General features: G+C 48.0%; 25 protein-coding genes and 3 tRNA genes. 16 read left to right on the plus strand and 12 right to left on the minus strand.

What is annotated here, in order from left to right:
- Together prsR and prsK are read right to left on the minus strand one after the other, a co-directional pair.
- A complete protein-coding gene (prsR, locus tag AC4IFB_RS09100) occupies positions 1–1362 on the minus strand; it encodes a PEP-CTERM-box response regulator transcription factor (protein ID WP_490776046.1) in 1362 nt (453 codons plus the stop codon).
- Between the two features lie 4 nt (positions 1363–1366).
- Positions 1367–3472: an XrtA/PEP-CTERM system histidine kinase PrsK gene (prsK, locus tag AC4IFB_RS09105; protein WP_490779997.1), complete on the minus strand. Its 2106-nt coding sequence runs from the start codon at positions 3470–3472 to the stop codon at positions 1367–1369.
- A gap of 170 nt (positions 3473–3642) precedes the next feature.
- On the opposite strand from prsK, the gene AC4IFB_RS09110 reads away from it, so the two are divergent.
- The 13 genes from AC4IFB_RS09110 (at position 3643) to AC4IFB_RS09170 (ending at position 15002) form a co-directional block, all read left to right on the plus strand.
- Positions 3643–3894, plus strand: a complete 252-nt coding sequence (locus AC4IFB_RS09110) for a hypothetical protein (protein WP_490776044.1) — start codon at positions 3643–3645, stop codon at positions 3892–3894.
- Positions 3895–4074: 180 nt separating this feature from the next.
- Positions 4075–4563, plus strand: coding sequence for a type II secretion system major pseudopilin GspG (gene gspG / locus AC4IFB_RS09115; RefSeq protein WP_490779998.1), 489 nt, complete (start codon positions 4075–4077; stop codon positions 4561–4563).
- Positions 4564–4634: 71 nt separating this feature from the next.
- Positions 4635–5111: a type II secretion system minor pseudopilin GspH gene (gene gspH, locus AC4IFB_RS09120; protein ID WP_490776042.1), complete on the plus strand. Its 477-nt coding sequence runs from the start codon at positions 4635–4637 to the stop codon at positions 5109–5111.
- Positions 5098–5523 (plus strand): type II secretion system minor pseudopilin GspI, encoded by a 426-nt coding sequence (gene gspI / locus AC4IFB_RS09125; protein ID WP_490776041.1) that lies wholly within the window; start codon positions 5098–5100, stop codon positions 5521–5523. The genes gspH and gspI overlap by 14 nt, the downstream gene beginning before the upstream one ends.
- Positions 5523–6215, plus strand: coding sequence for a type II secretion system minor pseudopilin GspJ (gene gspJ / locus AC4IFB_RS09130; RefSeq protein ID WP_490776040.1), 693 nt, complete (start codon positions 5523–5525; stop codon positions 6213–6215). The genes gspI and gspJ overlap by 1 nt, the downstream gene beginning before the upstream one ends.
- On the plus strand, positions 6215–7201 hold the full coding sequence (gspK, locus tag AC4IFB_RS09135) for a type II secretion system minor pseudopilin GspK (protein WP_490779999.1): 987 nt from the start codon (positions 6215–6217) through the stop codon (positions 7199–7201). The genes gspJ and gspK overlap by 1 nt, the downstream gene beginning before the upstream one ends.
- Entirely contained in the window at positions 7201–8427 is a 1227-nt protein-coding gene (gspL, locus tag AC4IFB_RS09140; protein WP_490780000.1) for a type II secretion system protein GspL, read from the plus strand. Before gspK ends, gspL begins: the two co-directional genes overlap by 1 nt.
- Positions 8427–8921, plus strand: coding sequence for a type II secretion system protein M (locus AC4IFB_RS09145; protein ID WP_490776037.1), 495 nt, complete (start codon positions 8427–8429; stop codon positions 8919–8921). The genes gspL and AC4IFB_RS09145 overlap by 1 nt, the downstream gene beginning before the upstream one ends.
- Entirely contained in the window at positions 8918–9673 is a 756-nt protein-coding gene (locus AC4IFB_RS09150; protein ID WP_490780001.1) for a type II secretion system protein N, read from the plus strand. The genes AC4IFB_RS09145 and AC4IFB_RS09150 overlap by 4 nt, the downstream gene beginning before the upstream one ends.
- 218 nt (positions 9674–9891) lie before the next feature.
- Positions 9892–11862: a type II secretion system secretin GspD gene (gspD, locus tag AC4IFB_RS09155; protein ID WP_490776035.1), complete on the plus strand. Its 1971-nt coding sequence runs from the start codon at positions 9892–9894 to the stop codon at positions 11860–11862.
- A gap of 16 nt (positions 11863–11878) precedes the next feature.
- The gene (gspE, locus tag AC4IFB_RS09160) at positions 11879–13435 is read left to right on the plus strand and encodes a type II secretion system ATPase GspE (protein ID WP_490776034.1); all 1557 of its coding nucleotides are present in this window, start codon (positions 11879–11881) and stop codon (positions 13433–13435) included.
- 6 nt (positions 13436–13441) lie between these two features.
- Entirely contained in the window at positions 13442–14653 is a 1212-nt protein-coding gene (gspF, locus tag AC4IFB_RS09165; protein ID WP_490776033.1) for a type II secretion system inner membrane protein GspF, read from the plus strand.
- A gap of 58 nt (positions 14654–14711) precedes the next feature.
- The gene (locus AC4IFB_RS09170) at positions 14712–15002 is read left to right on the plus strand and encodes a tetratricopeptide repeat protein (protein WP_490776032.1); all 291 of its coding nucleotides are present in this window, start codon (positions 14712–14714) and stop codon (positions 15000–15002) included.
- A 115-nt stretch (positions 15003–15117) separates the two neighbouring features.
- On the opposite strand, the gene hemN is transcribed toward AC4IFB_RS09170, so the two are convergent.
- The 6 genes from hemN to AC4IFB_RS09200 all read right to left on the minus strand — a co-directional run bounded on the left by hemN (position 15118) and on the right by AC4IFB_RS09200 (position 21239).
- Positions 15118–16503: an oxygen-independent coproporphyrinogen III oxidase gene (gene hemN, locus AC4IFB_RS09175; RefSeq protein WP_490780002.1), complete on the minus strand. Its 1386-nt coding sequence runs from the start codon at positions 16501–16503 to the stop codon at positions 15118–15120.
- Positions 16504–16549: 46 nt separating this feature from the next.
- Positions 16550–16867, minus strand: a complete 318-nt coding sequence (locus AC4IFB_RS09180) for a hypothetical protein (protein ID WP_490776030.1) — start codon at positions 16865–16867, stop codon at positions 16550–16552.
- Between the two features lie 63 nt (positions 16868–16930).
- Complete coding sequence (gene prmB / locus AC4IFB_RS09185; protein ID WP_490776029.1) at positions 16931–17836, minus strand: 50S ribosomal protein L3 N(5)-glutamine methyltransferase; 906 nt, start codon at positions 17834–17836, stop codon at positions 16931–16933.
- Positions 17837–18044: 208 nt separating this feature from the next.
- Entirely contained in the window at positions 18045–18512 is a 468-nt protein-coding gene (locus AC4IFB_RS09190; protein ID WP_490776028.1) for an Rrf2 family transcriptional regulator, read from the minus strand.
- A 150-nt stretch (positions 18513–18662) separates the two neighbouring features.
- Positions 18663–19799, minus strand: coding sequence for a GNAT family N-acetyltransferase (locus AC4IFB_RS09195; RefSeq protein ID WP_490780003.1), 1137 nt, complete (start codon positions 19797–19799; stop codon positions 18663–18665).
- A gap of 234 nt (positions 19800–20033) precedes the next feature.
- The gene (locus tag AC4IFB_RS09200) at positions 20034–21239 is read right to left on the minus strand and encodes a cyclic di-GMP phosphodiesterase (RefSeq protein WP_490776026.1); all 1206 of its coding nucleotides are present in this window, start codon (positions 21237–21239) and stop codon (positions 20034–20036) included.
- 216 nt (positions 21240–21455) lie between these two features.
- Between AC4IFB_RS09200 and AC4IFB_RS09205 the strand changes: the two genes are divergently transcribed.
- The 3 genes from AC4IFB_RS09205 to AC4IFB_RS09215 all read left to right on the plus strand — a co-directional run bounded on the left by AC4IFB_RS09205 (position 21456) and on the right by AC4IFB_RS09215 (position 21814).
- Positions 21456–21531, plus strand: a tRNA-Gly gene (locus AC4IFB_RS09205).
- 85 nt (positions 21532–21616) lie between these two features.
- A tRNA-Cys gene (locus AC4IFB_RS09210) sits at positions 21617–21690 on the plus strand.
- A gap of 37 nt (positions 21691–21727) precedes the next feature.
- A tRNA-Leu gene (locus AC4IFB_RS09215) sits at positions 21728–21814 on the plus strand.
- A 209-nt stretch (positions 21815–22023) separates the two neighbouring features.
- Here AC4IFB_RS09215 and AC4IFB_RS09220 read toward each other — a convergent pair.
- From AC4IFB_RS09220 to pgsA, 4 genes are all read right to left on the minus strand, one after another.
- The gene (locus AC4IFB_RS09220; RefSeq protein ID WP_490780004.1) at positions 22024–22533 is read right to left on the minus strand and encodes a PIN domain-containing protein; all 510 of its coding nucleotides are present in this window, start codon (positions 22531–22533) and stop codon (positions 22024–22026) included.
- Positions 22530–22862: a type II toxin-antitoxin system prevent-host-death family antitoxin gene (locus tag AC4IFB_RS09225; RefSeq protein ID WP_490780005.1), complete on the minus strand. Its 333-nt coding sequence runs from the start codon at positions 22860–22862 to the stop codon at positions 22530–22532. The genes AC4IFB_RS09220 and AC4IFB_RS09225 overlap by 4 nt, the downstream gene beginning before the upstream one ends.
- A 300-nt stretch (positions 22863–23162) precedes the next feature.
- Entirely contained in the window at positions 23163–23594 is a 432-nt protein-coding gene (locus AC4IFB_RS09230) for an Hsp20/alpha crystallin family protein (RefSeq protein ID WP_490776025.1), read from the minus strand.
- Positions 23595–23688: 94 nt separating this feature from the next.
- On the minus strand, positions 23689–24321 hold the full coding sequence (gene pgsA / locus AC4IFB_RS09235; protein ID WP_490776024.1) for a CDP-diacylglycerol--glycerol-3-phosphate 3-phosphatidyltransferase: 633 nt from the start codon (positions 24319–24321) through the stop codon (positions 23689–23691).
- Between the last annotated feature and the right edge of the window lie 18 nt (positions 24322–24339).

Below are 24339 nucleotides of genomic sequence, written 5' to 3' on the forward strand. Positions count from 1 at the left end.
CTATTTCAAACTGTATTTATTAACTAAATCGTAGAGAGTCGGTCTACTGACGCCCAATAGATCAGCTGCCTTGGAGACATTTCCACCAACATAACTCATAGCCCGTATTATGGCTCTTGCTTCAGCGCGCTCTCTGACCGCCCTCAGATTGATCGGCATGGCATCCCCACCATCACTATTCAACTGAAGCTCATCCGGCGTTATCAACTGGTCATCAGCCATCACCACCGCGCGTTTTATCCGGTTTTCCAGCTCTCGCACATTCCCTGGCCAGTTGTATTCTTCGATTGCGCGCAAAGACTCTGTTGTAAACCCATTCACTTTGGAAGCATTTTGTTTGGCGTACTTGGACATGAATGACCAGGCCAACAGTACAGCATCCCCGGCTCTATCTCTTAACGGTGGGATATTGATGATTATCTCGCTGATTCTGTAATAGAGATCCTCTCGGAACTCACCACGCTCTATCTTCTCCTCCAGATCCTGGTTAGTGGCACAAACCACTCTAATATCAACGGGTATCTCTTCTCGTCCACCAATCCTCTCGATCACTCTTTCCTGCAGAAAACGCAACATTTTAGCCTGTAAACCAATCGGCATATCGCCGATTTCATCGAGAAACAGCGTCCCACCATTGGCTGACTCTATCTTTCCTATAGTCCGCTTGGACGCCCCGGTAAAAGCACCCTTTTCATAGCCGTATAGTTCACTTTCAAGAAGATTCTCTGGAATTGAGGCGCAGTTAATTGCAGCAAATTTTTCACCACTCCTATCGCTCAAGCCGTGTATTGCTCTGGCCAGAACCTCTTTACCGGTTCCACTTTCCCCCAGTAGTAGCGCGGTGATATTTGTGGGGCTGACCTTTTCGATAACCCGGCAGAGTTCAATCATTTCAGGACTATTCGCCACAACGCCGTCCAAGGGGGAGTAACGTTGCATCTTGTTCAGTCCCCTATTCTCCTCTTCCAGGCCATGCACATGATAAGCACGTTCAATGATCACCCGCAGTACATCGGGATCTATCGGCTTTTGATAGAAGTCATAGGCACCTAGATCAATGGCTTTAAGTGCATTTTCCCGATCATCATTCCCTGTCACCACAATAATCTTCGTCTGTGGCATGAGACTGAGTATTTCCTGCAAGGTGGCAAACCCCTCACTGACATTCGTCGGATCGGGGGGCAAGCCAAGATCCAGAGTAACGACGGGGGCTGTTGTTTTTCTCAACAGATTTATTGCGCTGGCACGATCACCTGCAATGTGTACGTCATAACCATCGAAACTCCATTTCAACTGACTTTGAAGTCCTGGGTCGTCCTCGACAATAATAAGTGGTTTTAATTGATTGTTGGCTTTACTCACGCAATTACGCCTCTACAGTTGCATCAGGCTGTCTGCCTGCTGCAGACAATGATTGATTCAGCGGAATGGAAATTGTGAAGCTTGTTCCCTTGCCGATATGACTCTCCACACTCAGACTTCCTTTTAGTGAATTAACATACTCTCTGGTTTCATAAACTCCGATACCCATCCCAGCATTTCCCTTGGTCGTTTGAAAGGGACGAAACAACCGCTCCTTAATGAATTTATCTTCCATACCTGAACCGTTATCCTGAATGGTAATGATTGCACGCTCATCCATTTTCTCGACCGTGACATTAACCTCACCATCTCTATCGGTTGCTTCCTGAGCATTTTTAATCATGTGTACCAATATGGCTGTGAATCGATCTTTATCAGCAATAATTTCAAGATAGTTGTGTTTGATACTCAACTTCGGTTTAGGCTCATAGGCATACAACTCATTGACTGCTTGAGCTGCAGACTCCTCTATGTAGAACTGTTTGGTTTTAGTCGATTCAAATCTACCTTGCCTCAATTGGGCAAGTAGTCGTCCCATTTTATTGACAGCATTTCCGATGGTCTTTACCGCATCATCCATAAATGCAGGATTATTTCTATGTCGCTCAGCATTTTTAACGACTAATTCCAACTGCGCAATCAGGTTTTTCAGATCGTGTACCACGAAAGCAGAGAGCCGATTGAAAGCCTCAAACTGATTGGCACGATTCAGCGCTTCTGAGGTTTGCAGCAACGCCAGATATCCACCAGCCTGTTTGGCAGCCGCCTTAATCAGATCACGATCTTCCCAGTTTATTGACAGATGAGCTTGTGATCTGACAAGCAGTACGAATCCTATCAGGGCATCGTGGTGTTTGATAGGTACAATCAACCAGGCACCTTCGATGGCTGTTACCTTCTGATCGATGGAGAGATTATCGTAACGTTCCGGAAATCTAGACAACTCATCGATGTCGATAATCCAATCACTGATTCGAAAATAGCGGATCAGTTTGCTGTTTGACTCGATATCAAAGCTCAGATCAGGCACTTGCCAGTGGCTGCTACACTGGTAGCGGCCGTCGTCACTCAATATCCATAAATAGCCACCTCGTGCTTGCACAGAGTCTGAGATAGCCTGAACGACGCGGGTACGTATTTCACCACCACCAGGCCCTTCAGAGAGGGTCTGAACCACCCTCAACCACTCATCCCGCCAATCGTACTTGTAGCTAAAAAAGTGTTTATTAACAAAAACTTTCAGCTTTCCCCTTAGGGTTCCTGAAAACAGTACAACTGCCAAAAAAGAGATCCCGGCAAAAACAAAGGCGATCTGTGTTGCCTTACCCCAGGTTCCCCCGTAATAGCGTATGTAGTACCCCACAGCTGCCATAAGGATCAGATATCCACCAGCCGCAAGTAGGGTTGTGGCATGAAACACTACCTGCCTGGAGACAAAAACACGTACAGACCAACTTGGATTTCGTGTTGCAGCAACTGCCACAAAAGGGGCAACCAAAGCACTGGTAAAGCCCCGGGCCTGCCACAGAGTAGCATCCACTTGCTTGAACATTAAAGCATCGGCATAGAGGAATAAGTCGTAAACGAAGAGTGTTCCCATCCCTATATATAGGTACTTCACCGCCCAACGCATCTCAGGACGGGTACTACGATAGAGTTGTTCAATCAGAATCAGGCCGGCAACAGCAAACCCCAAATGGCCGACCAATTGAAAGCTGGCTGTCCCGCCCCAGTTGCGAACACCAGGAAACAGTTGCGCAACCAATTCAACACCAAGCAGCAAGGCAGAAATTGAGAAAATGGCAACCGGAGCATAGCGTAAAAGACCGGTCTCACCCCCAGCAGCGGTTTTGAGTGTTTTCAAAAGTCGGAACAGAAAGGCAAACCAGGCGATATTCTTCGCTATTTCAAATAGTTGATAGGTATTGACTGTGAGAGTGGACTCCTGAACCTGGAAGGCGATAGCCGTCAGTGCCCAGCAGGCCGAGGTGGTAGAGGCAATAAGTAGATAGGTGCCTTCTATGCGGCCACGCCAGCTTGTCAGCAGTAACACGCTGAAAAGCAGGAATAGCGATGCCGAAAAAGTGTAGCCGATTATTCCTATAGTCAAGCAGTCATCCTCAATGGTTCGGATATTCCTCAATCTGCACTGAACTTTTACATGCCGGCAAAGACTTACAACTGTGGGATATTAAACCCGACATCCTAAAAGGTTGTATACAGACTCTATCGGTACCGGGTAAATGGTGTAGTTCTCATGCAGTTTGAAGATTTAGAGTAATGAGAAACAATAAGGTCTATTGCCTGGGAATGGTACATCCATTGATCCCTGCAAATATACCTTTAGTGATAATCTCCTCTCTACTCACCCTGCGCGTGGTTCTCATTTGTATCAGTTCCCTGTTGTCTTTTTTTATTTTAATAATCGACAGCACAATCGAAAAACTGCAGATGTTTCTACATCAACGGATGCTCTGGAAGGTATCGCTTACACTACCTGATGCGGCAGATTTGACGATCGGATATGATTGATATCTCTTCGCCAACCCCATGCCAGCCTATGGCCACAGCCGCTATAGTATACAAAGTTAGTGAAGCGATTCACTCTATCAGGGTGATTTTTAACAGGAATCTGGATTCTGACCCATATTCCCCTGATAATAGCCCACCTTTACTATCGATCAACACGGAAAATTGACAGGGTTCAACCATATGACCATCAATGCAGTCTCCCCAATACCCCGCCAGGCAACAGCCTTGGGCAATTCTTCAATAAAAGGAAAATATTCTAGAAAATTCAATGGTTTCACACTCATAGAAGTGATGGTTGTGGTGGTCATTTTGAGCATCCTCGCCGCAATTGTTGTACCTAAAATTATGGATAGACCAGAACAGGCACGAAAAACAAAAGCTAAAAGTGATATCCGCGCACTGGAAGCTTCACTGAATCTCTACCGTCTGGATAACATGATCTACCCAACAACTGATCAGGGACTTGAAGCCCTGGTCACCAAGCCGACCGATTCCCCGGAACCCAGAAACTGGAAAGAAGGTGGATATCTCGACAGACTGCCTATGGATCCTTGGGGCAACCCATATCTGTTCCTGAGCCCCGGTACTCATGGTGTTATCGACATCTACTCAGCCGGCCTGGATCTGCAATCCACTGACGATGACATTGGTAACTGGAATCTGGAGTGAACCCTCCCTGCTCATCATCAAACAGCCCTCGTTCGAGGGCTTGGATAGCGCACACTCCCAAGGGATTGGGAATGGGCTTTACCCTGATCGAGGTAATGGTCGTGGTGGTCATAATCGGGATTTTGATCAACTATGTCGCCATCTCATTTGGTCGAAACGGGCCGGCAGACATGCTTAAAGATGAAGCCCAGCGTCTTACCAGTCTGATTGAGCTGGCCAGTGAAGAGGCCTTACTCAGATCGGTTATGATCGGTGTGGACATTACTGAGGAGAGCTATGGCTTTCTCAGCCTCAATGAGGGAGAGTGGGAGACGGTTTCTGATACGCTGTTTCGTGAGCGTCAGCTGCCTGAAGAGCTGGAAATCAGCATTGCCACCGCACTCCCCGAAGGTGATGACGAAGAGAAAAGGACACCGGAGATCATCCTCCTTAATAGCGGAGAGATGACCTCCTTCGATATAAAAATCAGCTCTGAGCTTGTTGAAAGTTACTATCGTTTAACAGGCAATGAGCTTGGAGAGCTCTCTCTGGAACATGTCTCACCCTAATAAGACACGATTAAAGCATCGCCCAGGTATCAGGCCATCGGCAGGATACCGCCACAAAGGCTTTACCCTGCTGGAGATTCTAATCGCACTGGCCATTCTCGCCATTGCCCTCTCCTCTATTATTGCTGTTGCATCAAATCAATCGTTGAATGTTGCCTATTTACGAGACAAGACCCTCGCCCATTGGGTCGCAATGAACCAGATCACAGAACTACAGATAGCTAACCAGTGGCCTGCTACCGGAACCAAGAAAGGGGATGAGGAGATGGGGCTGAAGAAATGGTATTGGCAGCGGGAGATCACTAAAACCCCGGATGACCGGGTCAGACAAATTGAGATACGCGTGTTTCGTAACAAAGACGATGAAAACAGCGTAACCCGTCTTGTCAGCTTTCTCTCACAACCGATCTGATGACAACTTCTTTAAATATTTGCGCCAACCATCCGCAACCTCACAACCGATTTGAGCGGGGATTCACTCTGCTCGAACTGTTGATTGCAATTACCATCTTCGCCATCCTGGCCACCTTCGCCTATTCTGGTCTTAATGTGGTGCTCGAAACAGAACATCAGACCAGCCAGTACAGTCAACGCATGTCTCAACTGCAACTTGCATTCAGTCTGATTCAGCGGGATATCGAACAAGCGATCGACAGGCCCATTCGTGATCAACATGGTGACGAACTGGCTGCACTCATAACTGGCGGATTTGCCGGTACTCTTCTCGAATTGACCCGTGGTGGCTATGCAAATCCCATGAAACTGCCACGCAGCAACATGCAACGGGTAGGTTATCTAATCGAGGAAGAGACCCTCTATCGACTAACCTGGAAAATACTCGACAGGGCCCAGGATAGTGAACCTCACCGATACGAATTGATCGACAACATAGAGGAGCTTGAGCTGGTCTATTACGACCATGAGATGAAAAAGCAGAATCAATGGCCCCCTGACAGTTTTGACCTCGATTCAGGAGATAAACCTGGCTTACCCACTGCTATTGAAATGAACATGGAACTCAAGGATTGGGGTAAAATAAGACGTCTGTTTGCTCTGGCTCGTCCCATACCTGACGAAAATCCTGATCAAGGAAAGAAGCAATAATGGTGGCGCATCACAGGCTGAAAACCCAACAGAGGGGAATCGCACTAATCACCGCCATTGTGATTGTTGCCATGGCATCAATTGCTGCTGTGGCGATGACTCATAGTCTCCAACTCAACATCCGTAGAACTGGCAATATTCAAGCTGCCGACCAGGCCTACTACTACACATTGGGCAGCGAAGCCTGGTCCCGGGGCATGTTGATACGGGATCTGAATGATGATGAGGGAAAGAAGTACGATGGCCTGGAGGAGAACTGGGCCCAGGAACTGCCGCCAACCCCAGTAGAGGGTGGTGAGGTTCAAGCTCTCACAACCGACCTTCAGGGCCGCTTCAACCTGAATAACCTCTACTTGGAAGCAGAGGCTGAAGAGGAAACGAAGAACCAGGTTAGTGTACAGTTGGCCATATTCAAACGCATGCTGTTGGCGCTTGAATTACCTGAGTCAATTGCTCAGGCAACAAAGGACTGGTTGGATGGTGATAATAAAACCTCCTACCCTGATGGTGCAGAAGATATTGAATATTTAAGTCAGGACCCACCCTATCGGACCGCTAACGGATTCATGGCCAGCATAACCGAACTCAGACTCATAAAGGAGATGGATCAGGAGAGCTATGAAAAGCTGGCGCCCCATGTTATTGCTCTGCCTGTGAAGAGCGCGATTAATGTCAACACAGCCGATCAGATTGTGTTACAAAGTCTGATCAGTGACCTCTCTGAAGCCGATGCAGAACAACTTATAAGTGAGCGAGAAGAGAACCCGTTCAAAGAGCCGGCATCCTTTATTGCAAGAGTTAGAGAACTTTTGGATGAAAATAAAGTAAAATCTGAAGATATAGAGCCATTGATCTCTGTAGACAGTCACTTTTTTCAGTTGGAGACGGTTGTACGAATGGAAAATAACAGCCAAAGATTGGTCAGTCGCCTGTATAAAGGCAGTAAGGATGTTGTGGTCTTATCCCGCACTATTGGGGTCTATTGATGGCTGAACAATTCATTCTGCAGTGTCATGATTCATCTTGTAAGCAGGTCACCTGGTCGACCAAAGGTGCTGGTGTCAATGAAGCAGGCGAAGGCAGCCTTGCGCAAGCATCTCAATTGGCTAAGGGCCGACGTACCCTGGTCTTGATCCCTGCTGTCGATATACTGATCACTTCAGTCAACATACCCACACGTAACCGCCAGCGTCTATTACAGGCAATCCCCTTCTCACTGGAGAATGAGCTCACCGAGGACATCGATCAGCTCCACTTCGCTGCTGGCACCATGGACAGTGATGGCATTACACCTGTAGCCGTCATCTCAAGACAAAAACTGGATGATTGGCTGGAAAAGCTCGATTCCGCAGGTATCGAACCCCTCGGCTTCTATCCCGACCTGCTTGGCCTGCCTCTGGATAGTGATGCCTGGAGCCTCTATCAAAGCGATCAGAGCCTGCAGATTCGCACCCAGTCCAATCTGGGATATAGCGCAGACGCTATTAATGGTGGCGAACTTCTCAAGCTGGCATTACAGCAGGCTGGTGAGTCAGCACCCGGGAAATTGACCCACTACAAGCTCAAAGAGAGCGTCCTCAGTTTAGACCTGGGTAGTATTGCGCCAGAGTGTGAAATCATCGTCAGAGAGGTAGACGATCTTACCCATTTGACCAATCTACTCGGCAACAACTTAAAAGAAAAAGAGCAGATCAATCTACTGCAGGGAGAGTATCAGCGGGTCGATAAAATGACGCTCCAATGGAAGCGTTGGCTTCCGGCTGCAGCACTTGGAATGATTTTAGTCGCCCTTTCGATCGGCACGACCCTGCAGGAATATTTTCATTACAAGCAACAGAGCACAGAGTTACATGCTCAAATCAGGCAGACTTTCCAACAAGCCTTTCCGAATGTAAAACGTATCGTTGACCCTCGGGTACAGATGGAACAACAGCTAAAAAGAATGCAGCAGGGACAGTCGGGGAGTTTCGCGCAGTTTGCCAGTCTCTTTGTACCGGCAGCGAGTGTCATCAAAAACAGCCCCAATACAACACTCGAAAATATCAGCTTTCGAGATGGTCAACTCAATTTACAATTGACCATCAAGGAGCTACAGGCTCTGGAGAACTTGAAAAAAACGATCGAGAGCAAACGGCTCAATGTTGAGATCCGCTCTGCCAATGCCGCGGACAACAATGTCACCTCCCACCTCAGAATCACTGGAGGATCGTGATGAAGCAGTGGTGGAACAGTAAAACTCCCCAGGAACACCTTGCCATGATCATTGGCGGGTCAGCAGTGTTGATTCTGTTGCTCTATCTGATCATATGGCGACCTTTCGAGCAGAACCTCGAACAGAAAGCACTTCAGGTAGCTAGCCAGCAATCCACCCTGCAGTGGATGAAGGGGAACCTCGATCTCGTCAAGAGTCTGCGTTCCAGTCAGGGTAACAGAGGCTCTCGCACGAATGAGGCCCTGCTTACTTTGGTTGACAGAACAGCAAAAAAGGCTGAATTACGACAACTGATAAAACGCATCAAACCTCAAGGAGATAACTCAGTACAGCTTTGGGTTGAACAAGCCTCTTTCGATATATTAGTTCGTTGGCTGGGCCAAATGACTCAGGAATATGCCCTGGATATCGAATCACTCAACATCGATCGACAGGATGGCCCCGGTCTAGTGAATGCGCGACTTGTTCTACAGCGGGGAGGTGATGGAAAATGAGATGGAGAAGTTACCTGTTGATTGGTGTAGTGGCTTATCTCCTGTTTGTGCTGATTGAACTGCCAGCTCAGCATGTTTTAGGTTGGGCGACAGCGGGCACCAAGCAACCACCTTTCACCTATGGAACGATCAAAGGCAGCCTCTGGCGTGGCAAGATGGAAGCAGTCACTGTTCATGGGATACCAGTGGATAAACTCAAATGGCGTTTCACCCCCACTGAGTTGATTTTCGGTCATATCGGCTTCGAGATCATTGTCAATCATGCAGGCCAGGAGCTACAGGGCAATATCGCGATAGGATCAGGGGATCAGATTCAGATTGAGGATATCAGTGGTGAAATTCCCGCATCTATGATTCCACCAATGATCGATTTGTCCCAGATTGGCGTAGGAGGCAATGTCTCTCTTGATGTTCAACAATTAACCCTGACAAAGAATCAAATCACAGCTGTAGAGGGAGAGATACAGTGGCTCGACTCTTCTTTAAAAGGCCCTTTTGCACTCAAGGTTGGTGATCTGAAGGCAGATCTATCAACCGGCCAAAAAGGTGAAGTCAAGGCAAGAATCAAAGACTTGGGAGGAGCAACATCTGTAGATGGGGAACTTAGTCTCACAACAGATGGAAACTTCCAGGTAAAAGGACAGATCAAACCAGGAACGGATTCTGATCCCCGCCTGGGAAGCGCCCTCAAGGCAATCAGTAAACAACAGTCAGATGGTAGCTATAGGATAACTTATAGCACCCGTCTTTAGCATACTGTTTTACCTGGTATGCCAATGCGCTATCATCTGCTATTATGGAATGCATTACATATTCGACATAAACCCATGATGGATAAAGAATTTCACCAATATCCCCCTAACCTGTCACAAACCAGTGACCTCAATCGGAACTGGCATAGTGCACAGTCTGCTACGGGACCGCTTCAATCATGAGTACATCGGCAAAAATTTACATGGATAGACCTCAAATGAGCCTAGGTATAATTGCTCGAGTGTTGCTATTGCTCTGCACCACATTCCTGCTGAACATGACAATCACTTCCTCCAGTCATGCAGAACAAATCACCCTCAACCTGAATAACGCCGACATTGAAGCCCTGATAAAAACGGTTTCAGAACATACAGGTAAGAACTTTGTTATTGATCCAAGAGTAAAGGGTAAGGTAACGGTGGTTTCCGCCCACCCCATGGATAGCAAAGAGTTCTACGAAGTATTTCTCTCCATACTGGAAGTACATGGTTTCTCTACCATCCCAAGTGGCGATGTCATCAAGATAGTCCCGGATGTCAAAGCCAAACAGGGCGGAATTCCAACCCTTAGTGCCAACGGAGCATTCCCAGGTGATCAGATTGTTACCCGTATTATCCAGGTTAAGAATGTAACCTCTGCTCAATTGGTGCCGATTCTTCGCCCTCTGATACCTCAAGAAGGGCACCTCGCTGCCTACCCTGATACCAATGTGCTGATTATTTCTGATCGACGCCGTAACGTTGATCGACTGATGAGTATTATTGAGCAGATAGATCAGGTCAGTAATAGCTCCATTGAAGTCGTTAGCCTACAACATGCCTCAGCAGCAGAGGTCGTTCGAATTCTGGAAAGCCTCAAACCGAGAGCTGCCAAAGGTGCGAGCAAGTCAGCGACACAACTGGTAGCTGATGAGCGAACCAATAGTGTTCTGATTAGTGGCGATCCCACGGAGCGACTGCGCTCCAGGGTAATCATCGAACACCTGGACACCCCATTTGATAATGAAGGTAATTCCCAGGTCGTCTACCTGAAATATGCCAACGCGGTTGACCTGGTAAGCGTACTTACCGGGGTCAGTGAAAACATCGATGATACAGCCAAAGGTGCTGGTAAAGCTGCCAAAGGCAAACCCTCTCTACCTATTAACATCCAGGCAGATGAGGCATCGAATGCATTGATTATCACTGCACCACCGGGTGTTTTTCAGTCCCTCCAGGCCATTATTCGCAAATTAGATATTCGCCGTGCTCAGGTACTGGTGGAGGCGGTTATTGCTGAGGTCTCTTACGACAAGGCAAAAAGCCTTGGTGTACAGTGGGTAGTCGATGGCACTCCGGATGGTACAGGCCCAGTGGGTGTGATCAACCTGGGCGCTCCCACGATCACCGATGTCTACAACTCATATGCCGCTGGTGCCGGGGTGGCGCTTGGGCCTGGCACCTCTATTGGACTGGGTCGTTTTGATAGTGACCGGGTCAACTTTGCAGCCCTTATTCAGGCATTGGAGAGTGATACCACAAGTAACATACTCTCAACACCGAGTCTGACCACACTGGATAATCAGGAAGCCGAGATCGTCATTGGTCAGAATGTCCCCTTCATCACCGGTTCATACAGCTCTACCGGCGGAACAAGCAACTCTGTTAACCCTTTTCAGACGGTACAGCGTGAAGATGTTGGACTCACCTTGAAGGTCAAGCCACAGATCAATGAGGGCAACTCCATACAACTTGAGATCGAGCAGGAAATCTCCAGCATCAATGCTTCTGCCAGCACGGGCACCAGTGATATTGTGACCAACAAGCGAACCATTAAGACCGTGGTGATGGTAGAGGATGGCGCAACAATCGTCCTTGGCGGGTTAATCCAGGAAGACCTTCAGCAAACCGAAGAGAAGGTTCCCCTGTTGGGTGACATTCCCATTTTAGGCGCCCTATTCCGCGCCAATAAAACCACAAAAGTCAAACGTAACCTGATGGTTTTTCTGCGCCCGGTAGTACTCAGGGATGCGGCGGTCAGCACTCAGATTGCCAGCGATAAGTACAACTATTTCCGCGCCCAACAGTTAGAAATGAAACAAAAAGGGGTCAACCTGATGGATGATGAGGAGACCCCTGTCATGCCACCTCGATTTGGTACATTTGCTCCGCCATTCGATGATGATGACGTTGAAGAGCCGGAACTCTAGAAGGGACGGCGAACTCATGTCAGACAATACCACGAATCCACTGCAGGAAGCCCAAGATCCGCTCTCCGAACTACTCGCGGAAGAGACAACCACCCACGGACCGGATCAACTGCCCTACGCCTATGCCCGTCGGCATGGGGTCGCTGTAGTCAAGGATGAGCAAACTGATACTTATGAACTCCTCTTCAAGCCAGGGGTTCCGATTATGGTGCTCAACGAAATCAGACGTCTCTATGGGCAGACACTGGTATACAAACAGATCGACGAGGAGAGTCTTGAAAAGCAACTCTCCCTGATCTATGAATCCGGCTCCAACCAGTCAAGCCAGATCATGGAGACAATGGGTGATGACATGGATCTCGACCATGCAGCCCAGGCCCTGAATCAACCGGAAGACCTGCTGGGCAGTGATGATGATGCACCGATTATCAGGCTGATCAACGCGCTATTCACCGAGGCCATTAAAGAGCAGGCATCAGATATCCATATCGAGCCCTATGAAAACCGACTGGTTGTGCGCTTTCGTGTAGACGGGGTATTGCGGGAAGTGCTTACCCCACCCCGAAATGTCTCCTCTTTCCTGGTCTCACGCATCAAGGTTATGGCTCAACTGGATATCGCTGAAAAGCGTATTCCCCAGGATGGTCGTATCTCTTTGAAGGTTGGGAACCGCCCTGTCGATGTGCGTGTCTCCACTCTCCCTTCAAGCTATGGCGAGAGAGTCGTATTACGTCTCCTCGATAAACAGGCTGGACGACTCGATCTTGAACATTTGGGGATGTCGAAAAAACTACTCGAGCAGGTGGATCCTGGCGTGATCCGGCGACCCCACGGCATTTTTCTGGTCACCGGACCTACTGGCTCAGGTAAAACTACTACACTCTACGCTGCTTTGAGCCGTCTCAATACCCAGAGTCGAAATATCGTCACAGTGGAAGACCCGATCGAATATTATCTCGATGGCATTGGTCAGACTCAGGTCAACAATAAGGTCGATTTAACGTTTGCCAGAGGATTACGGGCCATCCTGCGACAGGACCCCGACGTGGTGATGGTAGGTGAGATCCGTGATCTGGAAACTGCTCAGATCGCTGTACAGGCCAGTTTGACAGGCCATATGGTCATGTCGAGCCTGCATACCAATACGGCTATTGGCAGTATCTCCAGACTCAGGGATATGGGTGTCGAGCCATTCCTGCTCTCTTCGAGTCTGATTGGTGTCTTGGCACAACGACTGGTGCGAACACTATGTCCCCACTGCAAGACCCCATATACTGCGGCCCCTGAAGAGCTGGAACTATTGGAAAAACCCACCTCTGAAGAAGTAACACTCTACTCAGCGAATGGTTGTGAGAAGTGCCACAATCACGGCTATGCGGGCAGAACCGGTATCTACGAGTTGATTACAATCGATGAAACCTTGCGCAATATGATTCATAAGGGCAGTGGTGAAATCGAAATGTTGCAACATGCCAGGAAATTCACCGACAGTATTCGCCAGGACGGCATGATGCGTGTATTTAATGGTGACACCACCATTGATGAAATCATACGCGTGACCCAAGAAGGATAATAGGCCTTGGACGCTTTTGAATACGTAGCACTCGATCCAAGTGGAAAAGAGCAGCGCGGCGTACTTGAGGGTGACAGCCCGAGACAGGTTCGCCAGCAGTTGCGCGAATCAGGTCTGACGCCACTCTCTATCGATTCGGCAAGTGGCACAGCTACAACAAACAAAGGCAAGCTCTTCCAGCGCCATATCAATGCGATGGAACTCGCACTGATTACACGCCAAATGGCTACCCTGCTACGCTCCGGACTGCCCCTGGAACATGTGCTGAAAACCACAGCCCAACAAACTGAAAAACGGCATGTAGAACGTACACTCCTTTCTGTCCGGGCTAAAGTGCTGGAAGGCAGGACGCTGGCTGATGGATTGAAGGAGTTCCCGAAGACCTTCCCAGATGTCTATATACAAACTGTCTCCTCGGGAGAAGAGTCAGGTCATTTAGAACTGGTGCTGGAACGTCTTGCCGACTATACAGAACAGCGTCAGCAGATGCGCCAGAAAACTATCTTTGCCCTCTTCTATCCCGCCCTCTTAACCATTGTCTCTCTACTCATCGTCGGTGGGTTGTTGACCTATATCGTGCCCCAGGTCACGAGGGTGTTTGAATCGATGTCGGCAGAACTACCCTGGATAACCAAAGCCTTGATGGCTACCAGCGACACCTTCCGATCCTATGGCGTTCCTATTATTTTAGTGCTGGCGATTTTAGGTTTGCTGTTCAGCTATCTACTCAAGAAACCGGGACCAAAACTCTGGTGGCATGGCGTTATGCTACGTATCCCTTTGGTAGGTCGATTGGTTCGCACCGCAAATGCAGCACGTTTCTCCAGAACCCTGAGCATCATGGCTGCCAGCAGTGTTCCTATTCTGGAATCGATGCGGATCGCCTCCCAGGTACTGACCAATCTTCCCATGCGTAACGCAGTTGAAGAGGCGACTTTGCGGGTTCGCGAAGGGGCCAGTCTCTATCAAGCGTTGGATAAAACCGGTTATTTCCCGCCGATGACCCTCAGTCTGCTTGCCAGTGGTGAATCCAGTGGTAATCTAGAGGGCATGCTCGAGCGTTCAGCAGATATCCAGGAGCGCGAGATAGAGACCTTGGTCTCAACAATACAAGGTCTCTTCGAACCTATACTCATTCTGGTCATGGGTGGCATCGTGCTGGTTATTGTACTGGCGATACTACTGCCTATTTTCGATCTCAACCAATTGGTATCCTGATCCTATGCAACTTCGCTTCACTCTCCGACATTCGCTCATATTATGCGCACTACTCAGTTTGTCCATTCTGACAGGCTGTGCATCTACACCTGACCCTGAGGTGGATGAGATAGCACTCACCCTTACTGAAGCCCACAAGGCATACAATATCAAAGAGTATAAGAAGGTTTTTCGGTTACTCTTCCCGATTGCCGCAGCCGGCAATGCCAAGGCCCAATATGCCTTGGGATATCTTTTCTATCATGGTTTGGGTGTGGAGAAGAACGAACGACAGGCTATGCACTGGGTACAGCTATCGGCAGCACAGGGCAATAGAAAGGCACTGCAAGCTATAACCCCGGCCAATTAGCGACAACATCACCACTGATACTTACCAGAACTTACTTAGGGTCTGATTAGTAGTTAGAGCTTACTGCTTTCAGCCCCGAGTCATGTTGTTGTAGTCTGCCGATACAACCGAGAAATCAGATCACTTTCGAAAAACTACCTTGCGATGCCTTGCTGGCCAGGTAGATATCGAACTGCATACAGATGTTGCGTATCAACAGACGACCTCTTGGTAACACATCTATGGCATCCTCTTTCAGCAGAAGCAATCCATCTGCTTCCATCTCTTTCAAGCCAATCAATTCATTCGCAAAGTATCTTTTAAAATCCACATTCCACTGCTTCTCCACATCAGCAATAGAGAGCGTGTAGTGGCATATCAGACGGGTAATCACATCACGTCGCAATAGATCGTCCTGTGTGAGGGTCACACCTCGAAACACAGCAAGACGCCCTGCATCTATGCGTTGATAATATTCATCCAGACTGCGCATATTTTGAGCATAACTTGGCCCCACCATGCCAATCGAAGTTGCTCCCAGACCGATCAAATCGCAATCAGCATGTGTCGAGTAACCTTGAAAGTTTCGATAAAGGGTGCCATCCACCTGAGCCTTCACCAGCTCATCGTCAGGCTTGGCAAAATGATCCATTCCCACATAGACATAACCAACATCAGAGAGCTTCTCAATGGTCATCTGCAGAATATCCAGCTTCTCTTGAGGCGGAGGTAGTTCATCCTCATTGATCCGCCGCTGGGGCTTGAAGCGCTCAGGCAGATGAGCATAGTTGAATACAGAGAGACGGTCGGGATCCACTTCAAGTATCTGATCCAGGGTTGATGAGAAGCTCTCCAGGGTCTGATGTGGCAGTCCATAGATAAGATCGATACTTGTTGAACGAAAACCCTCGTCCCTTGCAGCCTGAAGTACCCTCAGTGTCACCTCTTTGCTTTGCAGGCGGTTGACCGCTTTCTGCACATTAGGATCAAAATCCTGGACACCCAAACTCATCCGGTTGAAACCCAGTTCACGAAGCAATTTAATGGTATCGCCTTTCGCCTCTCTGGGATCGATCTCAATTGAGTATTCACCGCTATCATCATCCAGCAGGGTAAATGATTCCCGGGTCTTATCCATCAACTGGCGCATTTCATCATGACTGATGAACGTTGGCGTACCGCCTCCCCAGTGAAGCTGGGTTACAACCCTGGAAGAATCGAAGAGTTCCGACTGCATCCGAAGCTCTTCATGAACCCGGGCAAGATAGCCCGCCGCCATACCACGATCCTTTGTAGCCACCTTGTTACAGGCGCAGTAAAAACAGACCGTATCGCAAAAAGGGATATGGAAATAGAGAGACAATGGGCTACCGCTGGCATTACTCTCAATAGCAATACGCCGATATTCAGCCTCATCGTATTTGTCATGAAACTGAACCGCAGTCGGATATGAGGTATATCTCGGCCCCGTCTGGTTGTACTTACCTATCAGTTCAAGGTCGAATTGTGTCGAATGGTCCATAGCCTGTCTCTCTTAAATCCAAGGTCGCTGTTATTGATAAACAACGTCACTCAGTATCAACATCGATACCCTTTCTGTGGGTTTCGTTTATCTGACGCAGTAAAATTGAAAATGGAATGTCATCACCATGACGGTCTACCAGACCAATGAAGGGGAGATCTTCACGACCGAAATGATACTCGCCATCCACCATCGACTGATGCAGCTCTTTGATACCAGACTCCAATGGTTCCAGGAATGCGGGGTAGCGGCCCAACTCCTCCATTTGGTAATCATAACAGTCCCTGAGGTCGGCGACTTCAAACTCCGCCTGTTTTACCCATTCGACATACTCTTCAGCACTGCGTGCACGTTGCAAACTCATCGCTTGTTCAATCTCTCAAGATAATCTGTAGAACCAAACCCGACAGCCTCAGTATATCCTTTTTTAGTTGTCGGCCTTAAAGTAGCCTGTATATTCAGACAGTTCAGCTGCAGTGATCAGAAATACCCCCTCTCCTCCTCTGGCGAAGTCGAGCCAGACAAAGGGAACCTCGGGATAACGCTCCATCAGAAGCTCTGCACTGTTTCCCACTTCCACCACAATCAAGCCGTCAGGTGTCAGAAACTCAGGGGCCTGATTCAATATTCTTTTGACAATTTCCAACCCCTGATCATTCGCTTCGAGTGCCATATTGGGCTCATGAAGATACTCAGGAGGCAGACCTGCCATCTCTTCCGCGCCCACGTAGGGAGGGTTGGAGAGAATCAGGTCGTATTTAACCTTTGGTAGTCCGTCAAACAGATCAGATTCATAGACATTGACCTGCTGATCGAGGCTATGAAGTGATACATTTTCACTAGAGACAGCCAAAGCATCTGCTGAAATATCTGCCAGATCAACAACACAATCAGGCATGTAAGCCGCTGTAGCTATGCCAATGCAGCCACTACCACAGCAGAGATCCAATACACGCTGAACCTGTGACGAATCGACCCAAGGTGCGAACTCATTTTCGATCAGCTCTGCAATTGGTGAGCGTGGTATCAGCACATGTTCATTAACCCGAAAAGTGAGTCCGGCGAACCAGGCTTCCCCAGTAAGATAGGGTAGTGGCTTACGTAGTTCAATACGGCGGTTCACCAGCTCAAATACCCGCTCCCGTTCATCAGCAGTCAGGCGACTGGAAAACCAGATGTTCGATAGATCAGGAGGAAGATGGAGAGCATGCAGTACAAGCGCAGCCGCTTCATCCAAAGCATTATCAGTGCCATGGCCGAAAAAAAGACCGGCTTCAGAGAACCTGCTGGCTGACCAACGAATAAAATCTGTTATGGATTGTAGTGATTGCACGGAATTGGCTTGGCTATCAAACCGCAGATGATAGCTGATTTCACCATCCAGGCATAATAGCGATGGGTTGTCGGCTGCTTAAAACTAAAAAAATCAGTTCAGTATATGGCGTAGAACCGCAGATCAATCATCTACAGTGCGCTATTTGCGATGTTTCGCAAATTGAAGCGGCCCTATTCAGGGCCGCTTTCAGAGGTTTTTTTCACTATCATGCGGCCTGTGAACTCGATTGAGGCACAATGCTCAGTGAGCCATCCTCTTCTTGCTTCTTGTTCAGATTTCTTCTGACCAGATCGCCAAGGGAGATGTCTGCGAGAAAGTTGAAAATCTCTGTACTCAGATCATCCCAAAGTGTGTGGGTCAAACAACGGGCGCCACCACTACAATTCTGCCTTCCTCCACAGCGTGTGAACTCAACCCACTCATCAACTGCACAAATAATATTGGCAATTGAAATCTCATCTGCACTCTTGCCGAGATAGTAGCCACCACCAGGCCCCCTGACCCCACGAACCAACTCCTTACTTCTCAAGGCTGCAAATAACTGTTCCAAGTAGGAGAGTGAAATACCCTGGTTTTCAGATATTTCTGCAAGGGTAACTGGACCAGTTTTTCCGTTAAGTGCCAGATCTAACATAGCTGTAACCGCGTAACGACCTTTTGTAGACAGTCTCATTTGTGTTTCTCCAGAGGTATAAAGTTATTACCTAGTAATTCAGTCGGTATTTAGACTAGAGTAACTCAGTAATTTAGTCAACAATTATTCGGAAAAAATACAACTTTTATTAAGGAAATTTATTTTTTCTTATTTTTCTGTGGGTTACGGTTACTGTTTTGTTTTATATGGAGAGCTTTCAAGTAGATTTTTTCTATAATTCAATAATGCGGGGGCTTCTTGTTGCAAAAAATGCTCAATACCATTGCTAAATTGAGGATCAACTATCGAATGATATGAGTAGGTCAGTGTCGGCAAAAACCCACGCCAGATTTTATGTTCCCCCTGAGCACCTGGTTCGAATCGTTTCAGCCCCTGCTCGATTGCATAGGATATCCCCTGGTAGTAACAGGCTTCGAAATGGAGACTGTCATAGTGTTGCAGTGCCCCCCAATGGCGCCCATAGAGCGTGGATTGACTGCGGTAGAGAATCGCACCGGCGACACAACGTGAGCCATCGTAGGCAAACACAAGAACGATCTGATCGCCCATATTTTGTGCGATTTCCTGAAAAAAACCCTGATTTAAGGTTGGCAGACTGTAACGCTCCTCGAAGGTCTTACTGTAAAAGTGGGTAAATAGCGCCCATTCAGCCTCATTCACCTCATCTCCAGTGACCACACGAAAACGAATTTGGGAATCTGACACCTTCCTGCGTTCATGTCGGATATTTTTTCTGCGTTTGGCTGTCAAGCAGGACAAGAAATGGTCGAAGTCAGAATACCCGGGATTACTCCAATGAAACTGGACACCCAGGCGTTCAAACATGCCCATCGACTTTAAGGTCTCCCCCTCCTCCTTGGTGGTGAACAGCCAATGCATGGAAGATAGCCCCAACTCGTCTACCAAACCCAATGTTGCCTCTACCATCAGCTGCCTAACCTGCTCAATATCCGCATCAGGATCAACCAATAAGCGATCTCCGTAGGCGGGTGTATAGGGTGTGGCACTGACCAGTTTCGGGTAATAATTCAATCCTTTCCGCTGGTAGGCATCGGCCCAGGCATGGTCAAAAACAAACTCACCATATGAATTGTCCTTGATATAGAGCGGTGATAATCCAACCAACCGCCCTTGATCATGAATACTCAGATGTCGGGGGCGCCAACCAAACCGTTCACCAACACAATCGTTGTGCTCAAGTGCCGCGAGGAACTCATGCTTCAGGAATGGATTCTCATCCACAACAAGGCGATTCCATGTATTTGCCTCAAAATCATCTATCCGTTCATGAAAAGCGATTTGCATGATTCCAATCCAAGCTCTGGCTGAGAATATAAAATAGACCAACCCTAAGGCTTGTAAAAACCGAGAGATAGCATGGCATATTTCTCCCAATCCTTAACTATAGGAAGAGATATCGCAACATTTCTGAAGGGGTATAAACTCAAAATCGAGTTACAGCAATAGTGCAACTTACCAGTGTGGTGCTTCATATTAGTATGAAGCACCACACTGGTTGCCCATCAAAACAGGGATAGCCTATTGATCCAGATAGTCAGCAATCTGAATATTGTATTGTTCCGGAGAGACAGGTTTTAGTATTCGATCCCCAGAAGCAGATTCAGCGAGATTGAGATATTCTGGCGTTAGAAAGCAGTCTTGAGAAAGGTCGTAGATAACGTTAAGTACCGGGTTCAGCAGCGCCTTTTGTGGAGACGCAATAACCACAGCCAGTCGCTGGCTCTCCAAGGCCACGACTGTACCCACCGGGTAGATACCCACACACTGTATAAACCGCTGTACCAATTCTTGATCGAACACCCCTTCCCCGCTCCATTCGATCAACTGGCGTAAAACTACACTTGGCATTTTTCCCTTATGATAGACACGATCAGAGGTAATCGCATCGTATACATCAACTATTGCAGCCATCTTGCCGTAGAGGCTGATCTCTTCTCCAGAGAGCCTTCCAGGATAACCTGTGCCGTTGAGACGTTCATGGTGTTGCAAAAGGACTCTGAGTGCATTTTTTGGAATTGCATCAGTCTCATCAACCAGACGGGTTCCAAAACCCACATGTCCTCTCATAATAGAGAACTCATCCTCTGTAAGGCGCCCAGGTTTATTCAATATCTTCTCTGGTACTTGTAATTTTCCTATATCATGCAATATACCGCCAACACCTACCTCCCAGATGACTGATTCATCCAGTCCAAGCTTCTTGGCGAATGCAATCATCAGTGCTGAGACACTTATTGAGTGTTCGAAGGTGTATTGATCCATGTCGCGAATTCGCGTCAATCCTAGAAAAGCATCCTGATTTCTGAAGATTGAACCGAGCATCTGTTCAACAACCGGACTGACCTGCTCGGTATCTACCTGCTTTCCAAGCCTGACATCTGCCATTATGTTCGTGATAACCCTTCCCGCCTCCTGCCTGACAATGAGCGCCTTCTCCATCTCTTCTGCTACGGAAACTGATGCAGGCGCCTGGTCGGGACTCGATTCGAGTTCGGTTCTTTTAACTGCAATGGGTTGATTTACATCAACTTCAGAGCTGACATCCAGGCCCTTCTCAGTATTGATATATACAACTTTGGCGCCCGATTTTTTTATTTTACCTACGTCACTTATTTCATTGATTTTAAACTGATTTCTTAAAAACGGATGGTTCATCCAAGACGTGTCGAGCTTATCGACATACATCCCGACCCTAAGCTCGCCAACATCTATCTGCTTAATCATTAGCGACCTTCCTCAGAAACCACATTCACAACATTCAACCCTTAATAAATGGTAGCTTACACAGGGTTATCGGTTTGTAGAGCGCATTACTTGAGCAGCATCCAGATTGATAACTATGCAGATCGGTAGACGATAACCATGACTCACTGAAGAATATCTGTTGGAAAAGGTTGACAGATCCTAATCAGAAGCTAGAATACGCCCTTCCTGAACGAAGCGGGAATAGCTCAGTTGGTAGAGCACAACCTTGCCAAGGTTGGGGTCGCGAGTTCGAGTCTCGTTTCCCGCTCCAATTCTATAAGGCCTCGGCACAACCGGGGCTTTTTTATGTGTCGATTCGATTCATCAGGAATAGATGATAGAATCCCACCCTATATGGCTGAGTGGCAGAGTGGTTATGCAGCGGCCTGCAAAGCCGTGGACCTCGGTTCGATTCCGGGCTCAGCCTCCATATTTCTGTTGTGAAATCCGCAAAAACACGCCAACCGGCCCGGGTGGCGAAATTGGTAGACGCAAGAGACTTAAAATCTCTCGACCTTAGGGTCGTGCCGGTTCGATTCCGGCCCCGGGCACCATTTTAAAATTCTGCATCTCAGAATCTTCTGACAATTTGAATGGCAGAAATATCTCAGGAATTCGAGCAACATTTTTCAGCCCCATATCAAACGCTCTGTAAAGACGAGTCTAGACGCCGCCCCTGCGAAATATGAGTGCACTTGAGAGATGTTTCCCGGTGCGCTTTGAATGTACCTATGGGCACCACGCTATCTCCTGTTTCGCAACTTCAATATCCATTCTCCCCTGCCAGCCTTGAAACTTCTCTTCTCAAGGATTGAGACATCCGATAACCGATCTCTCCCAGATTGTTCACGACAGGCATGACTTCATCAATCAATCCGTACCTTTTAGCCGCCAATAAGACACCCGCCACCCCAGCTACAGGTAAGCCTCTACGTCTAGCGATCTTACGACCTTTCCGTTCATCTATGAGGATAAATCGGCAGTTTACATCTTCAGCCAATGCAATCGCTTCCGCTTCACCAGGATCCAGCATCAAAGTAAGCTCAGATATCTGTTCCGCCGTAGTGTTTCGGGGCTGTCTCATCTCCAGCCAGCCTTGTTCTATGGCTTTAGCCAATCGTTTTGCCCCCGGACGCCCCGTTTCCAGAGATAGCTCTGCATGAACAGCGGGCGGAATTAAAATCTGCTTGTAAAGCTGTTGAAGCAATTGAAGATGAGATGTCCTTGCCAGAGCAATCAGTGGCCCGGTATCGGCTACGACAATCCCTGTCACAATGCTACAGTCAACTCATCATCAAGTTCTTCAGGGGGGTAATCGACCGCGGGAACGCCCACATCACCCAGGAGCTCAATGAATTCCTCCATGGATAGATCTGCCACTTTGGCAGCCTGCGCCAACGTCAGCTGGTGAGATGAAAACAAATGCAGGGACATGGCGCGATGAACACCATGATCCAATAACCAAGTATCGAAGGGAATGGCCAGTATCGCAGGCTTACCATGCTTTGTTATCAATGAGACTTGGCCTGCCTCAGCATCCTTCAAGAGTTCACCGGATCGGTTGCGCAGATCTCTGGCGGAGAAAACATCGAATTTATCCATACGTGCACCCATATATTTATGCCTACATAGTGTAGCACAAAGCATAAGAAGAGTATCCGCAACACCGCTGTACTTCAAGGCTGATAACTGTTGGCTGAATATGTCTGTAATAATAATCTAGCCCTTCCTGCGGACAATCCTGCTGCATCGGGGAGTTTAATGACGATGGCATTTCAGACAGGTGCGTTTCGGAAGAAGTATAGGTTGACATTGCGGCAAGCAAATGGAGCTTTCCCATATTAAGAAAAAGCCCTCATTGCCTAGTTTGTAGTCGATGCTGCAACTCTATACCAAGAATATCTAACGATAAGGCAAGGTAATGACAATAACCCCATCCTCTTCGCTCCTTGCCATTGCTGCCACATCGGCATCCGCTGGTAACCTGAAGCGGCGGCGCATAGAGGAGGAAGTGCTGGAGAAACTGTAGCCGCGCTGATGCCTGTTTTCGATCTGATGAGCCTCTTGATTCTCTACCACCAGATAGGGGCCGACAATTTTCACTTGGATTGCATCAGCAGAGTATCCCTGGGCCTTGATACGAAGGTGATAGCCACGTTCATCCTGATCCTGTTTGAATCTAAGAGCACGTTGAGTGTGGAATCCTGAACCGCTGTTTATAGGCGGCCTGTGGTACGGCTCACCACCAATGGGGTATGGGTATGGCTGCCCGTTAACCGGTAACGTAAGCCAGGCACCAAGCGCTAAACCAAACAGTGGAGCAAATTTGTTCATAAGTCACCTCCTGCTTCGCATTTATTGCATACCAGGCAGTCGCTATTTCTGTCTGGCTAGTAGTTAACTCTATTCAACGAATTCAGTTTTAAGTTTAGTCGTTGACATGACTTGTTGACCCATCAATATCATCGACAGAAACCGTTTTAACCTCAAGACTACCACTGACCTGCCTCTCTCCGAGCAGACTGGGCCAGGCAGATCTTAAATATAGGCCCATGGACCATAATGTCAGTATGGCTGCTACATAGATCAAAACAAATCCAACCGTGTAGACAGGTATCCCCCAAAGCGGCTGATCGAAAATAAGCAGTAGAATCGCAACCATTTGAACTGCGGTCTTAAACTTACCTATCACTGAGACAGCTACCATTGCTCGCGCACCCAGTTCAGCCATCCACTCCCGAAGCGCTGAAATGGTAATCTCTCGGCCGATAATGACTGCAGCTGGTATCGCCAGCGCCGGAGTCGGCTCAGCCTGAACTAAAAGCAGCAGTGATACGGCAACCATCAGTTTGTCTGCAACCGGATCAAGAAAAGCGCCTAGTGGGGAGACCTGCCCCCACCGCCTGGCCAGATAACCATCAAGCCAATCTGTCACAGCGGCAATAGAAAATACAAATGCGCAACTGAGTCTGGCCCACTCCACCGGTAGATAAAATAGTAGAACGAACACAGGAATCAGAACAATCCTTAAAAGGGTCAAGATGTTAGGGATGTTCCACATGTATAGTTCTCTGCCGTT

This window comes from Candidatus Thiodiazotropha sp. AKIB8 (assembly GCF_058244675.1).

Bases quoted from the DNA above. Each gene is read 5' to 3' on its own strand.
- AC4IFB_RS09110 (WP_490776044.1), top strand. From the start codon at position 3,643: ATGAGAAACAATAAGGTCTATTGCCTGGGAATGGTACATCCATTGATC.
- gspG (WP_490779998.1), top strand. From the start codon at position 4,075: ATGACCATCAATGCAGTCTCCCCAATACCCCGCCAGGCAACAGCCTTG.
- gspH (WP_490776042.1), top strand. From the start codon at position 4,635: ATGGGCTTTACCCTGATCGAGGTAATGGTCGTGGTGGTCATAATCGGG.
- gspI (WP_490776041.1), top strand. From the start codon at position 5,098: ATGTCTCACCCTAATAAGACACGATTAAAGCATCGCCCAGGTATCAGG.
- gspJ (WP_490776040.1), top strand. From the start codon at position 5,523: ATGACAACTTCTTTAAATATTTGCGCCAACCATCCGCAACCTCACAAC.
- gspK (WP_490779999.1), top strand. From the start codon at position 6,215: ATGGTGGCGCATCACAGGCTGAAAACCCAACAGAGGGGAATCGCACTA.
- gspL (WP_490780000.1), top strand. From the start codon at position 7,201: ATGGCTGAACAATTCATTCTGCAGTGTCATGATTCATCTTGTAAGCAG.
- AC4IFB_RS09145 (WP_490776037.1), top strand. From the start codon at position 8,427: ATGAAGCAGTGGTGGAACAGTAAAACTCCCCAGGAACACCTTGCCATG.
- AC4IFB_RS09150 (WP_490780001.1), top strand. From the start codon at position 8,918: ATGAGATGGAGAAGTTACCTGTTGATTGGTGTAGTGGCTTATCTCCTG.
- gspD (WP_490776035.1), top strand. From the start codon at position 9,892: ATGAGCCTAGGTATAATTGCTCGAGTGTTGCTATTGCTCTGCACCACA.
- gspE (WP_490776034.1), top strand. From the start codon at position 11,879: ATGTCAGACAATACCACGAATCCACTGCAGGAAGCCCAAGATCCGCTC.
- hemN (WP_490780002.1), bottom strand. From the start codon at position 16,503: ATGGACCATTCGACACAATTCGACCTTGAACTGATAGGTAAGTACAAC.
- AC4IFB_RS09180 (WP_490776030.1), bottom strand. From the start codon at position 16,867: ATGAGTTTGCAACGTGCACGCAGTGCTGAAGAGTATGTCGAATGGGTA.
- AC4IFB_RS09190 (WP_490776028.1), bottom strand. From the start codon at position 18,512: ATGAGACTGTCTACAAAAGGTCGTTACGCGGTTACAGCTATGTTAGAT.
- AC4IFB_RS09195 (WP_490780003.1), bottom strand. From the start codon at position 19,799: ATGCAAATCGCTTTTCATGAACGGATAGATGATTTTGAGGCAAATACA.
- AC4IFB_RS09200 (WP_490776026.1), bottom strand. From the start codon at position 21,239: ATGATTAAGCAGATAGATGTTGGCGAGCTTAGGGTCGGGATGTATGTC.
- AC4IFB_RS09225 (WP_490780005.1), bottom strand. From the start codon at position 22,862: ATGGATAAATTCGATGTTTTCTCCGCCAGAGATCTGCGCAACCGATCC.
- AC4IFB_RS09230 (WP_490776025.1), bottom strand. From the start codon at position 23,594: ATGAACAAATTTGCTCCACTGTTTGGTTTAGCGCTTGGTGCCTGGCTT.
- pgsA (WP_490776024.1), bottom strand. From the start codon at position 24,321: ATGTGGAACATCCCTAACATCTTGACCCTTTTAAGGATTGTTCTGATT.